14 protein-coding genes are annotated in these 13221 nt (G+C 38.2%); 3 read left to right on the top strand and 11 right to left on the bottom strand.

Features of this window, described 5'->3' with window-relative positions; all coding sequences use genetic code 11:
- Positions 1-49: 49 nt before the first annotated feature.
- Both B9T66_RS05740 and B9T66_RS05735 read left to right on the top strand, forming a co-directional pair.
- Positions 50-2050: a glycosyltransferase gene (locus tag B9T66_RS05740; RefSeq protein WP_095628031.1), complete on the top strand. Its 2001-nt coding sequence runs from the start codon at positions 50-52 to the stop codon at positions 2048-2050.
- Positions 2043-3458, top strand: coding sequence for a glycosyltransferase family 9 protein (locus tag B9T66_RS05735; RefSeq protein WP_095628030.1), 1416 nt, complete (start codon positions 2043-2045; stop codon positions 3456-3458). Before B9T66_RS05740 ends, B9T66_RS05735 begins: the two co-directional genes overlap by 8 nt.
- Here the strand turns inward: B9T66_RS05735 and B9T66_RS05730 are convergent.
- From B9T66_RS05730 to folE, 11 genes are read right to left on the bottom strand one after another with little or no spacing between them, the layout of a single operon-like run.
- Entirely contained in the window at positions 3455-5122 is a 1668-nt protein-coding gene (locus B9T66_RS05730; protein WP_095628029.1) for an autotransporter family protein, read from the bottom strand. The genes B9T66_RS05735 and B9T66_RS05730 overlap by 4 nt on opposite strands.
- Positions 5106-5435, bottom strand: a complete 330-nt coding sequence (locus B9T66_RS05725) for a hypothetical protein (RefSeq protein WP_257874627.1) — start codon at positions 5433-5435, stop codon at positions 5106-5108. Before B9T66_RS05725 ends, B9T66_RS05730 begins: the two co-directional genes overlap by 17 nt.
- The gene (gene hisG / locus B9T66_RS05720) at positions 5435-6052 is read right to left on the bottom strand and encodes an ATP phosphoribosyltransferase (protein ID WP_095628027.1); all 618 of its coding nucleotides are present in this window, start codon (positions 6050-6052) and stop codon (positions 5435-5437) included. Before hisG ends, B9T66_RS05725 begins: the two co-directional genes overlap by 1 nt.
- Positions 6049-6696 (bottom strand): type III pantothenate kinase, encoded by a 648-nt coding sequence (locus B9T66_RS05715; RefSeq protein ID WP_095628026.1) that lies wholly within the window; start codon positions 6694-6696, stop codon positions 6049-6051. The genes hisG and B9T66_RS05715 overlap by 4 nt, the downstream gene beginning before the upstream one ends.
- The gene (locus tag B9T66_RS05710) at positions 6696-7709 is read right to left on the bottom strand and encodes a plasminogen-binding protein (RefSeq protein ID WP_095628025.1); all 1014 of its coding nucleotides are present in this window, start codon (positions 7707-7709) and stop codon (positions 6696-6698) included. Before B9T66_RS05710 ends, B9T66_RS05715 begins: the two co-directional genes overlap by 1 nt.
- A gap of 14 nt (positions 7710-7723) precedes the next feature.
- Positions 7724-8338 carry a hypothetical protein gene (locus tag B9T66_RS05705; protein ID WP_095628024.1) on the bottom strand — a complete coding sequence of 205 codons (615 nt, stop codon included), beginning with the start codon at positions 8336-8338 and terminating at the stop codon, positions 7724-7726.
- 21 nt (positions 8339-8359) lie between these two features.
- Positions 8360-8812: a dUTP diphosphatase gene (gene dut, locus B9T66_RS05700; protein ID WP_095628023.1), complete on the bottom strand. Its 453-nt coding sequence runs from the start codon at positions 8810-8812 to the stop codon at positions 8360-8362.
- Between the two features lie 9 nt (positions 8813-8821).
- Entirely contained in the window at positions 8822-9313 is a 492-nt protein-coding gene (gene greA / locus B9T66_RS05695) for a transcription elongation factor GreA (RefSeq protein ID WP_180763346.1), read from the bottom strand.
- A gap of 55 nt (positions 9314-9368) precedes the next feature.
- Positions 9369-10022, bottom strand: a complete 654-nt coding sequence (locus B9T66_RS05690) for an HAD family hydrolase (RefSeq protein ID WP_257874626.1) — start codon at positions 10020-10022, stop codon at positions 9369-9371.
- On the bottom strand, positions 10022-11395 hold the full coding sequence (locus B9T66_RS05685; protein WP_257874625.1) for an MATE family efflux transporter: 1374 nt from the start codon (positions 11393-11395) through the stop codon (positions 10022-10024). The genes B9T66_RS05690 and B9T66_RS05685 overlap by 1 nt, the downstream gene beginning before the upstream one ends.
- A gap of 48 nt (positions 11396-11443) precedes the next feature.
- Positions 11444-12001 (bottom strand): GTP cyclohydrolase I FolE, encoded by a 558-nt coding sequence (gene folE / locus B9T66_RS05680; RefSeq protein ID WP_095628021.1) that lies wholly within the window; start codon positions 11999-12001, stop codon positions 11444-11446.
- A gap of 65 nt (positions 12002-12066) precedes the next feature.
- Between folE and B9T66_RS05675 the strand changes: the two genes are divergently transcribed.
- On the top strand, positions 12067-13197 hold the full coding sequence (locus tag B9T66_RS05675; RefSeq protein ID WP_308201221.1) for a tyrosine-type recombinase/integrase: 1131 nt from the start codon (positions 12067-12069) through the stop codon (positions 13195-13197).
- The last annotated feature ends 24 nt before the right edge of the window (positions 13198-13221 follow it).

Here is a 13221-nt window from a genome sequence, read left to right as displayed (position 1 = left end):
TTTAGCTTATAATTGCAACCTTTATATAAAATCTTAGATTAGGAATGACATGGCATTGAGAGTTTTGCACCTTAGCACAAGCGATGATGGTGGTGCTGGGAGAGCGTGTGTGCGTTTGCACACTGCGTTGCTACAAAATGGGGTAGATTCTATTTTGCTTGTGCAAAATAAAACAAGTGATTGTGTGCAAACTCTACGCTTAGCTAAAAGTAAATTTCAAAAGATTATTGAGAAACTTCGACCTGCTCTTGCGTCATTGCCACTTATGTTGTATCCCAAACGCCACAAAGATATTTTTTCACCAAATATCGCTTGTTTCCCACCACGCAATAGACTATTATTAAAAACTATCATGGAGCTAAAACCCGATGTTATTCATCTGCATTGGATAGAATCTGGTTTTATTAATGCTAGTGATTTACTTGCTATCTCTAAGCTTAATATCCCAATGATATGGAGCTTGCATGATGCTAACCCCTATACAGGTGGCTGCCACTACGTGGCAGCCACCTGTATAGGGGTTAGCACTCATTGCAAAAAATGCCCACTTTTACACGCAAAAAATCCCTATGATCTTAGTTTTTTTACCTTTAAACATAAACATAACGCATACAAAAAAATTCAAAACTTAACAATCAATGGGCTTAGTCGCTGGATTGCTGATTGTGCCAAACAAAGTGTGCTTTTGGGTGACAAACCTGTTATTAATCTACCAAACCCTATTGATACCAATATCTATACACCTATCGCAAAGCCTCTTGCTCGAGACCTACTACATCTACAAAAACCTAAAAAGTTTATTGCCTTTGGTGCCATTGGCGCTACATCTACACCCCGAAAGGGCTATAATGAACTTAAAAGCGCTCTAGATTCTATGCCAAATAAACATTCCCTTGTTTTACTTGTCTTTGGAGCAAGTGAAGGGGAAGAAATAGCAGGAATAGAAACACATTTTGTAGGATTTTTACACGATGACATATCATTGCGCCTTCTCTATAGTGCTTGTGATGTAATGGTTGTTCCAAGCCATGCAGAATCCTTTGGACAAACCGCAAGTGAATCTCTTGCATGTGGCACACCAGTTGTAGCATTTGATACCACAGGACTAAAAGATATTATCACACACAAACACAATGGGTATCTCGCAAAAGCCTTTGATACAGAGGATCTCAAAAATGGGATTCAATGGGTTTTAGACTTAGATTCTGCAAGTTATACACAAATTGCACAAAATGCTAGAACTAGTGTCGTGCAAAAATTTGATGCACCAAAAATCGCCAAAGATTATGCACAAGCCTACCAAAGACTACTAGGGGGGGGGGTAATAGATACCCATATTGCAAAACTACTCTTTGCTACCAAGCATTCTTATATTATAGGGTTTGGTGCAATCGGTGGCGATGCAGTAGAACGCAAAGGTTTTACCTATCTCAAAGAAGCTTTATCTATACTTCCAGAAACACTCAAAACAAACATACAAATTATTATATTTGGCAAATCCTCGCAAGAAAAAGAGATTACCGGTATCAAAACACATTTTTTAGGTATGTTGCATGATGATACGACATTAAACCTTGCGTATAACGCGTGTGATGTGTTTATCACTCCTTCCTTAGCTGAAAATCTTAGTAATGCCATTATGGAATCCCTTGCTTGTGGCACGCCAGTTGTAGCATTTGATATCGGCGGCAATGGTGATATGATACATCATAAATCTAATGGTTATCTTGCAAGATCTCATGATAGCAAGGATCTCGCACAAGGAATAGAATGGATATTAAACTTAAAACCCAATGACTACGCCTCTATTAGCTACAATGCACATAAAAGCGTAGTACATACATTTGCACAAGATCTTGTAAGCAAACAATATATCAAAACCTATACATCTCTAATAGGGGGGGGGGATAATGTAAAGCTTCTTTCTCTGTATCTTCCTCGGGAAAAACTCAAACAAACATATTTACCTACAAGATTACATTACACTACTCGCGCTCACGACACCAAAATCTCTATATCTCCTCTTGCCTTGGAAGTGCATTGTGCTTAATATTTTATTGGGCAATCGTTGCAAAGCCAAAGATATAGAAACACTTCTTAATACACTTCATGCTATTGCACCCAATACACAACCTTATACACTCTTTAGTCCTTATACATTTGACAAATTTCCACAAATACACGCCACTAATTCCGCACAAAAATATGATTTTATTTACCTCCCAGATTCTCTACAAGCGCAAATGGCAATATCTGAACAAATCCCATATTTTATGGGAGCTTCATATACTTCTTTTCTAAGAAAAATCGCTAGATTCTGCAAGCACCTTGTGTATCGTTGCATAGATTCTGGCATAAAATTAACTACCAAACCCACAAAACAAAGAAAACTTGCCATAATCCGAACAGATGCTATTGGTGATTATTTGCTTTTTAGAAACTTTTTACCCCTCTTTACTACACATTATGGTAAGGTTACCCTTGTTGGTAATATCGCATATAAAGATCTTATAACGGAATTTGATAGCCCACATATCATAGAATTTATCCCTATTCATACGACAAAATTTCAAAAAAATATTTTTTACCGCATAAAAACTCTCAAGTATTTACACACTTTTGACTTTGAAACACTTATAAATCCGATCTTTAGTCGCGATTACCTTAGTGAAAGTCTTGCTAAATTTATTTGTGCAAAACAAAAAATTGCCTCTGTTGGCGATACAAGTAATATATCTTATCGCTTAAAACTACACTTTGACACAATATATAATACTCTTATATCAGCAGATTCTCGTATTCTTTTTGAATTCTATCGAAATGCAGAATTTATAAAAGGATTAATGCCTACTATATCGATCCCTTCATACACGCTTGCACTCGATCATACCAATATCCAAGAATTTATGCTACCAAAACGCTACGCGGTTTTTTTCATAGGTGCAAGTTCAGCGTTCCGCAAATGGAGTTTAGAACATTTTTATGAAGTAGGAAAATGGCATATCAATCAAGGTTTTAGTGTAGTTATTTGTGGTGGCAAGGAGGATTATGAAAATGGTGAGAGTCTTGCGTATAATCTCAATCAATTAGATAATATAACACAAGAATTAGATTCTAAAGCTATAAATTTGTGTGGTAAAACCTCTCTAGGCGCGTTAGCGCGAGTCGTGTATAATGGCAATCATCTCCTAAGCAATGAAACATCTTGTGTGCACATTGCATGCGCCATTAGACACGACATAAATATTTATGTCGTGTCTAATGGCAATCATCTGTATAGATTTACTCCCTATCCACAAGGGATAGGGAGTAAATACTATAGCATATACCACCCAACTATCGACAAAAATTTAGCCGCTTATGGCATTATCTCAAACTTTTTACAAGAAACAAGTAGGCTTGATATAAACAAAATCACGCCAACACAAGTCATCAACACCATACAAGCCACGCTTTAAAACCCAAACCTTACCCCACCCCAAAAACTAACCATATTCATACGCACAGCATTTTGATATCCATCTTTGGCGTCCATAGCTTGTTTATAAGAGGCATTAAGTGAAAAATGTAAATTCTCTTTATAAGCAATCTCACCACCAACTACAAGATTCACAAAACCTCGTGGCAACACAAAAGCATGTTGTGCTATAGGCAGCGCTGAATCTACGATCTGGGTATAAGCAGTATTTTGAGAAGAAGATACCAAAGCCTCATAAGAAGGACGGATATACAAATAATTCCCTCCAACACCCTTAAACCTATACTCCATACCAAATTCTAGTGTCTGATAAAAGAGATCTACAGCACTCGTATGCACCGGTAATGTGCCACTCTCTTTAAAAGTAGGTTGATGAGAATAATACGCGTTAAACCCAACAATAGGCTTTATAAAATGCATAGGCTTAGGAGCGTGAGAGAGATGAAACACATACCCATAAGAAAACCTAGCACCCAAGGCATGTGGGTTATACGCACTTTGTTGCACACTATCAAACCCCCATAATCCAAAATGCCTACTCATCTGCGAAAAATGCACCATACCATACATACTCATATCAAGTTCGTGATGCGTATCAAAAATCCTACCATACAAATTTGTAAAAAGATATTGCGCATTATAATTAAAGGCTTGTGTGATATCACTTGCCCCACGCATATAACCCAATGCCACACCCAATAGGACATGATCCCCAAAGCGTTTATCTACCCCACCATGAAAACCAAAAAGATTCTGCATGCGTGTCCCAAAAGAAGAAGCACCCACAGACAAATCCACCCATATATCCGCATCGCTTGATTGCGAGGTATCTGCGCGTTGATTAAGACGCAATGCCACTTGTGCATTACTCCCAATCCAGCTCATATTCATTGCGTCATACAGGGCTTGATCATAGGTTTCATTTTGTGTTTTATGCAAAGCTTGAGTGAGTTCAGCGACATTTTGTGGCGCTTCATCAGAAAGAAATGCGCTCACCACGCCCACCCCAAACGCTTGATTATGATTTTTGAGATAACTAAGCAATGCTTGATTATAAGAAGAAAGCGTGGCAAATGTAGCGTTATTTAGTGTGCTAAGATCCGTGTTTTTTGCAGCTTCTGTAAGCTCAAAGGAAACAAACATTGATTTTCTATCATCGCTAAATCCATGTGTTAAGGCAATGTATGGAGCATATGGGGATAAAGTTTCTAGCTCTATATTTACACCATTATCGATGATAGGATTTGTGGTGCTAGAAAGCAGCGTATATTCATACTCACCAAAAAGCACCATACGAGGATTAAGCGAAATAGATGAGCCAGAATCTAGCGTGATAGATTCTGCACTAAGAAATCCAAATTGATGATTGTTTGTGCCAACAAACTCCATCTTGCCAGTATGTGTAAAGCTACCATTGACATTGATAGACGCACCAGATTCTAAGCGTATAGTGCCACTATTACTCAAATCTCCCTGTATGATAAGAGAGGCATTGGGATATAAAGACATTGTATGTGTATTATTATAATTTTGGGAAATTTCTTGGTGTGTGTCTTCTAAAAGTATAAGATCTTCTATACTATCTTGTGCATTAATACTACCAAGCAACACAACACACAAGATGTGCCTAAAACTCAAGCGCATTATTTAAAACCTCTTGAGATTTTTTGAGCGCATCAAGTTTGCGTTGCTCTAGATTCTCATCGACACCTTGAGGGTTTGGAAGTGGGTTTGGCGATTTTTGGGTGGATTGGAGAGTTTTTAATTCATTAGGAAACACGCCACGAGACATTTTGACAAAGACATCTTCGTAATTTTGCTTTCCTACATGATGACGGATAAAAATCTCTCCGCTTTGATTATTATAAATATATGTATCTCCTCCATCGCTAAACATCACCCATTCAGCAAATCCTAATCCTATGCAAAATTGCCAAAAAAGTAACAATCGTTTCACTATTGCAACCCTAATGCGCTACATTTTTTTGTTAAATCTAAAATCTCTTTTTGCTTTTGATAAAAACTCAAAGCATTAGCGATAAGATACGCTGAAGATTCCATAATCACTTCATCAACTTTGAGGTTGTTTTGTTGCATAGTCGTGCCAGTCTCTACAATATCCACAATCCCATCACACAATCCCACCAAAGGAGCAAGTTCAATACTTCCATATAGTTTAATAATCTCAATAGGAATAGCTTTTTTGGAAAAATGCTTATAGGTAATCGTAGGCATTTTAGTAGCAATTTTTATCTGTGGCTTTTGATAATCTATCTCTTTGCCAACTTCTGATCCTATGACAACTTTGCATTTACCTATATGGAGGTTTAGAAGCTTTATGGCGTCATTAAGCTGATATTCCTCAATCACATCAAGCCCCACAACTCCCACATCGGCAGCTTGGTAATGCACATATGTAAGCACATCTTGGCTACGCACAAGCAAAAATCTAAAGCCCCCCTGCTCTAAGATAAGCTTACGATCTTCAAAGGCAAAAGCCTCCCCAAACATCTTAGAAAATAATTCTAAACTTTCCTTGGCAATACGCCCTTTTGGTAGTGCAATTGTTATCATTTTTGTCCTTTGTGTGCCAAAATATAATTTTCATAAGCTTGTTGCATACCCTTAAAGACAATTGTCTCATCAAACATACAACTATGCTCTTGAGATAAAAATCTACTAAAAAACTTCCCATCACCGCCTGTAAAAACAATTTGTTTTCCCTTGGCAGTATCAACAATCATTAATAAAATACTTTTGATGACACCATAGCTAATGGCTGCCTTGGTATTTTGTGGAAGCCTATCAACATCTACGGCAAGATCAAAATCCTGATCTAGCACCGGAATACCCTTATAAAGCCCCCTAAATGTGCTTAACCCCGGTAAAATATAACCACCCAAATGCACACCACATTGCATAACATCCACGGTGATAGCACTTCCAGCATCCACAATAATACCATCTCTGACACCTACGCACGCCGCTACTCTATCAATCCCCATACCACGATAGCCAGTATTTAGCGTGAAGTAAGGGGCGAGATTCACGCATGAACTATGAGAAGCAAGAAGTTTTTTTTCTGATTTTGGATTCACACTGATATAAAAAATTTTGACATCTTGCCTTTTGGGTGAAAGCTTATTTGGACGCTCTTTCCAAATCCTACCCTTATAAAAAAAGTGCAAAAATGTATTGCCTATATCGCAAAAAACCATCAAAACCTCTTATAGAATCTATCATAAAACAAAGTATCATCTGTGTAAAAAATAGGCTTTTTGCTTGGAAGATCGATCTTATAGACTACAGGTAAAAAACTCTCTAAGCTAAGCTCTATGAGATATTTATTTCTCTCTAGTGTATATAGAGTGTTGTTGCGTATCACGATCCCATGCAAACGCGCATATTCTAGATTCACTTCACGCAAAAGCTTTAAAGTGTGATCAAGCTCTAAAATCTTGCCGTCATTATTTAGCACATACAATTTGTCTTTATATAACAACAAATCCCTAAAATCTCCATCATAATTAAATGTCTTGCTATTGTCTATAATTGCGCTAATACGCTTTGTCGTGGCTGCAATCATAAGGTCATTTTTTACCACAAGATAAATGATGTTATTAAAAAATTTATCACTCTGAATCAAAATATCACGCACAAGCGTATTGCTTGGTATATCAAAAATCACAAGCTTACCATCAAGTGTAGGGAAGATGATTTTATCTTTTTCAAACACAGGTGTTGCCGCAAGGGTATTGATTGCCGTAATATTGGCAAGTTTTTGTGAAAATACCTCACGCTTCGTATTAACATCATACACAATCACGCTATTATCCGCACTCACCAAGGCTATTAGTGTATTTGCACTCCCTTGTGGCGATATTTTAGCACTTACGATACATTTCTCAAATGCAAACTCACTTTGGGTTTTGGTGCTAGCATCAATAAACAACAACGCCCCACAACCATCTTGAACAAGATAATATGTGCCTTCTCTACCCAAAAAGCGTTGATTTTGTGTAAGCTCTATATCGATATTGCCAAATGTGTCTAGCACCTCGAGATTCTGTAATAATGCCCCAACTCTAGAGGTAGATATGATAGGGGAAGGGAGTTTATGAGAAAATTCTGCCTTGAGGCTTATATCTTTTGGCTCAAAGTATTGTTTTTGGCTACAACCTCCAAAAATACCAATGCACACCGCCACACATACAACAAGCAAAATTCTCATAACACCAACCCCTATTATTTATAATGGCGCAAACTCTCGCCTATACGCGCAAATTCTGAATTTTCATCTAAAAGCATAAGTTTATCTTTGGCTTCTTGTGTATATCCCTTTTGGAGCAGTATTGCGGCTTCTTGGAGAATAAGCCACTGCTGCAAAGTTTTATCTTTGAGTGGTGGCAAGTTCGCAAGCACTTCATTGATAGTATCCTGATTAGATTCTTCTAACAGAGAATCTAGTGTGTGTGTAATGTCTCGGTATGTCGCAATTTGTGCGATAAGTTCATTATCAGAATCCATAAGTTTTTTTAATGCCTCTTGGCTCGGATTGTGCGTATAGACATAAAAATCATACAGAATTGGAGAATTTTTTTCTAATTTTTCTAAAAGTTCAGGTGTTTGTTCACCACTCAAAAGCTCTGCATATGCCTCATTTGCTTGGATATGTCGTTGTTGTGTGAGATAGCTATCTACCCCAAGATACACCGCCCAAGCAATTATAAGCACCAAAAGCGTAATAAGAGTTTTTTTATATCGTCGTAAAAAAATCTCGAATCTAAAGGCATTTTCTAGAATCTGCCCATCTTTATTGAATTCATCTTTGATATGCGCCAAATCGTTCTTAACACTCATACTATATCCTTTTGTATCAAATTATTGCTGATATGTTCCCTTTTGTCCCACACCACTAGAGCCAAAGCCCCCTTCTCCACGCTGTGTTTGTGTGAGTGATTGTGTTTCTTCAAACTCCGCTTGATATACCTTGCATACCACACCTTGCGCGATTCTATCTCCTGCTTGTATGACAAAATCCTCATTAGAATAATTAATAAGCAAAACCTTAATCTCTCCCCGATAGTCGCTGTCCACTGTGCCTGGAGTATTTAGCACGCTTATGCCATTTTTTAGAGCCAAGCCACTTCTAGGACGCACTTGCACCTCATAATGAGATTCTATCTCAAATGCCAAGCCTGTAGGGATTAAGGCACGATCACCAGCCTTTAGAATATGTGAATCTAAGCTATGTAAATCAAATCCTGCACTATGTGTTGTCTGATATTGAGGAATGATCGCATTTGGGTGAAGCTTTTTTATCTTGATATACATACAAACGCCTTAATCTTGCAAACTAAAAGGTTTATAACACACCTCTAAAATTTCAAACTCACTCTCGCCCTTTGGCAACATAATTGTTACCTCATCACCAACTTCCTTTCCTATGAGGGCGCGACCTACAGGAGAAAAAACAGAAATAAAGCCATTTTGCGGATCACTCTCTATCGTGCCTACAAGTGTGTAAGCAAACTCTTTATCTGTCTCAAGATCCACAATCCTTACATAAGAGCCAAAACTCACCTTTTTATGCTCCAATGTGCTAGGATCTATTACTTGTGCGTTAGCAAGCATTTTGCTAAGCTCGGCAATACGAGATTCTATAAAGGCTTGTTGTTCTTTGGCTGCGTGGTATTCAGCATTTTCTTTCAAATCCCCGTGCGATCGTGCTATATCAATTTCTTTGACAATATGTGGGCGTTGCACTTCTTGAAGATCCTTGAGTTCTGCGCGAAGCTTTTGGTAGCCATATTCTGTCATTGGTTCTTGTGTCATTATGCAATACTCCAAATTTTTTCCACAATCATAACAAAATAGCCTAAAACTGCCATTAAATCCCCAAACTTCTATGGATCTCACGCACTGCCATTAAGCTATCTGCGCATAATGGCACATTATACGCCCCAAGTGCTTCTTGCTTGCCATATCCGCACAACACACCTACAGCAGATATTCCTGCGCCTTTAGCAGATTCTAAATCAAGTGTGGTATCCCCTATCATATACTTGTGTGCAGATGATGCATTTGGAAAATGCTCCAAAGCCTTGAGGATTGGTTCAGAATCTGGCTTAGGCTTAGACACAGATTCTATACCTATCACACATCTAAAATATTCGCCCACACCAAGACAATCAAGCAATTTTGCACTAAAATCCCCACGCTTTGTAGTTACCACACCCAAATCCGCAAAACTCTTAGCAAACACAATTGCCTCTTTGGCATTTGGAAGTAATGTCGTGCCTGCCTCCATTTTAGCACGATAAGAGATTCTATAAGCTTGCACAAAATCCCCAACTTGTGCCTTAGGTATCCCAAAAGCCAAAAACATATCCTCTAGCGTATGTCCGATAGTAGCCTTTAGTGAATCCAAGCTTGGAGTCGGATATCCAAATGCAGACATTGCTTCACAAAAACTCGCATAAATTGCCTTTGTAGAATCTATTAATGTCCCATCAAGATCAAAAAGTATGATTACTTGCTTCATTATGCTTCCTTATGGTGGTGTGCGATTGTAGCCTTGCCCAAACTCCCACGCCTAAACTCAAAAATCATCACGCCAAGCGTTACAAAACTCGCACACACAAACGATAGAGGATAGCTCCACCACACGCCATCTAAGCCCCAGATTCTGCTAAAAATCTCAAGCAAAATCACGACAAACACAAGATTAGTGGCTATGGTTACAACAAAAGAGCTTAGCGGTCTTTGGATAGATTGCAAAAAGATTGAGCTCACAAGGTTAAAGCCCAAAAAGATAAAGCTAATAAAATAAATATGCAACGCATAAACCGCAGAATCCAAAAGATGCAAACTATCATCACGCAAAAATAACCCTATAAGCAAGGTATCAAAAAATCTTGAAAACACATACAACACAAGTCCGCTTAGCGTCGCAAACACAAGCACAAAAAAATAAATTTTTTTCACACGCCCATACTCTCTAGCACCATAATTAAAACTCGCTATAGGTTGCACGCCTTGCGCACAAGAAAGAATCACCGTAAAAACCACAATACCGCTATACATCAAAATGCTATAGATTGAGAGTGCGTCTGTCCCACCTAGTGTTTTAAGCGTGCGATTAAATAGTAACATCACAGCACTCACGCTAAGCTCTGCAAAGCTTTGTGGTAGCCCATTGCGCATCGAAGCAAAGATGGATTTTATCTTAAAGATTTTGATAAAATAAATCTTGCCTTGCTTTAAGATAAAATGACTCAACAAAATACACATACCAATGCCATGCCCAAGTATCGTAGCCAACGCTGATCCTGTGATTCCAAGCTTAAAAACAAACAAAAAAAGATAATTAAGCACGATATTACTTGCCGCACCTACAATCATCGCTACCATTGCAAGTATAGGGCGTTTATCATTGATAGCAAATACATCAAGCAAGGGATGTAAAACGATGATACACGCACCTAAAAATGTTACATGCAAATATTCCACTACATAGCTATGAATCTCTTCATTTGCCCCTAAAGCATAGGCTAGAGATTCTGTAGAAAAAAACAAGATTCCACCAAGAATAATGCTACTTGCTCCAGCAAAATAACACACCGAACTAAACATAATCCGCGCACGATGCTCTTGCCCTCTACCTAAATAAAAAGACGCGATACTTGCCGCTCCCATACCAAAAAGTAACTCAAAAGCAATTAGCACCGGAAATACAGGCCAACACACGCCAATAGCAGCTAATGCTTCTTGTCCCAATGCCTTGCCTACAAATGCACCATCAACAACAGAATATGTCGAAAGTGCGATCATTGCACATAAATTTGGTATAAAAAAATAAAAAAATAAACGATACAGGGAATCTTTGCCCATATCAACATTTTTTCTCATCATCATTATTGCCTCCAAAAACCTTATAAATGTAAGAAAAGTATTATCAAAATATTATTTAATAAGCTGCATAAATTCCGTGCGCGTTTTAGAATCTCGCTTAAATAATCCTCGCAACGCACTTGTGATGATTTGTGGATTCTTATGCACGCCACGCATACTCATACATAAATGCTGCGCTTGGCATACCACTATCACGCCCTTTGGTTGCAGGGTTTCTACAAGGCATTGCGCGATTTGCTCTGTTAGTCGCTCTTGAATCTGCAATCTACGCGCAAAACTCTCCACCAAACGCGCCAATGAGCTAATCCCAGCAAGATACTTATCAGGTATGTAACCAATGCTAATATGTCCAAAAAATGGTAGCAAATGGTGCTCACACATCGAATAAAATTCAATATCCTTTGCAATCACCATTTCATCACACAATCCCTCTTTAAAAGTCGCACCCAAAAGCTCTTGGGGGTTTTGTGAGTAACCACTAAAAAGTGTCTGAAAAGATTCTAAAATCCGCTTTGGTGTGTTTTTTAAGCCCTCGCGATTTGTATCTTCGCCTATATGCTCACATAATTTTGCAAAAAATTGCTCAAATTCTTGTAATACCTCTTGCATACATAACCCTAAAATGTGATAAAAATGTGATTATATCAAGATGTGGCTAAATTGTGGTATCAAATATGCTAGAATCTCCCAAGCAAACCAAACACAATAGGCAACATTTTATGCAATATCCTTTAGAATCATATTCCACTTTTGAACAAAATTTACTTTGCTGGATGGGACGCTTTGTGCGCTGGAAAATAAACACGCTCTCCAATCATCAAGTGCGCGATAAAGAAGCAATCCTACAATGCCTCAAATCCCTTCACACTGCCCCACACACTATCCAAGAACTCCTCTTTTTATGCAAAAAAGCACGAAATGCCGGATTAGTAGGGATAAACCTCTTTAGCACTCCATTACATAAACTTTATGAATATCTCACCTCATTGCAATTAGATTCACTCACGCGCATTGATGAAGAATTGCTTGTTGATTTTTTGAGTGTGTATACCTCTAAACTTAGCGATGCGAGTAAAAAAAATTATCGCATTGTGCTTATTGGATTTTTTGGCTACATCGATAAACACAATACCTACAATCAAGGATCGTTTGTATTTGGGATAAAGCTTGCTATCCGACACATTGTCAGTCAAGCTAGCGGGCAAAAGCTCCCCACATATCTTGATGAAAACGAATTAGAGCGGTTTTTGGAAGCTATTGATACAACGCCACTTCCTATACATCGTATGGCACGAGATAGGCTTATTATCAAAGTGATTATCTACACAGGTATGCGCGTAAGCGAAGCACTTAGCCTACGCACCAAAGACCTTATTCCACAGCACGACATTTGGATGTTTCAGATACGAGGCAAAGGCAACAAAATGCGTGTAGCAATGATAAAAAAAGAGAAAATAGATTCTCTTATGCACCTTTGGATGCAAACACGCAGTGAAATTGCTCTACATACAAACATAGAAGATAACCTTATTTTTTGCAACAACAAAGGTGGGAAACTCACACAAGCACGAGTATATCAAGTTTTGGGAGAGATTCTAAAATATGCTGGAATCAAAAAAGAGAAAATGGGCGCACACATGCTTAGACACACATTTGCTACAATGCTATATAGCAAAAAACACGATCTTGTGCTTGTCCAAGAAGCGCTAGGACACGCTAGTTTAAATACGAGCAGAATCTACACGCACTTTGATAAGCAACGACTTTTAGAAGCCGCAAATGTAATGGATGATTTTGAAAAGTAATGTGCTAAAATTCCACCCACAACA

It is taken from the genome of Helicobacter sp. TUL, assembly GCF_002287135.1.
In the GTDB taxonomy this organism is placed as follows: Bacteria; Campylobacterota; Campylobacteria; order Campylobacterales; family Helicobacteraceae; genus Helicobacter_F.
This window is presented reverse-complemented; position numbering and strand designations above follow the sequence as displayed.

Excerpts from the sequence above, each read along its gene's own strand:
- B9T66_RS05685 (WP_257874625.1), bottom strand. The coding sequence starts at position 11,395 with ATGATGATGAGAAAAAATGTTGATATGGGCAAAGATTCCCTGTATCGT.
- B9T66_RS05710 (WP_095628025.1), bottom strand. The coding sequence starts at position 7,709 with ATGAGAATTTTGCTTGTTGTATGTGTGGCGGTGTGCATTGGTATTTTT.
- B9T66_RS05675 (WP_308201221.1), top strand. The coding sequence starts at position 12,067 with ATGCTAGAATCTCCCAAGCAAACCAAACACAATAGGCAACATTTTATG.
- folE (WP_095628021.1), bottom strand. The coding sequence starts at position 12,001 with ATGCAAGAGGTATTACAAGAATTTGAGCAATTTTTTGCAAAATTATGT.
- hisG (WP_095628027.1), bottom strand. The coding sequence starts at position 6,052 with ATGATAACAATTGCACTACCAAAAGGGCGTATTGCCAAGGAAAGTTTA.
- greA (WP_180763346.1), bottom strand. The coding sequence starts at position 9,313 with ATGACACAAGAACCAATGACAGAATATGGCTACCAAAAGCTTCGCGCA.
- B9T66_RS05715 (WP_095628026.1), bottom strand. The coding sequence starts at position 6,696 with ATGGTTTTTTGCGATATAGGCAATACATTTTTGCACTTTTTTTATAAG.
- B9T66_RS05740 (WP_095628031.1), top strand. The coding sequence starts at position 50 with ATGGCATTGAGAGTTTTGCACCTTAGCACAAGCGATGATGGTGGTGCT.
- B9T66_RS05690 (WP_257874626.1), bottom strand. The coding sequence starts at position 10,022 with ATGAAGCAAGTAATCATACTTTTTGATCTTGATGGGACATTAATAGAT.
- B9T66_RS05705 (WP_095628024.1), bottom strand. The coding sequence starts at position 8,338 with ATGAGTGTTAAGAACGATTTGGCGCATATCAAAGATGAATTCAATAAA.
- dut (WP_095628023.1), bottom strand. The coding sequence starts at position 8,812 with ATGTATATCAAGATAAAAAAGCTTCACCCAAATGCGATCATTCCTCAA.
- B9T66_RS05730 (WP_095628029.1), bottom strand. The coding sequence starts at position 5,122 with ATGCGCTTGAGTTTTAGGCACATCTTGTGTGTTGTGTTGCTTGGTAGT.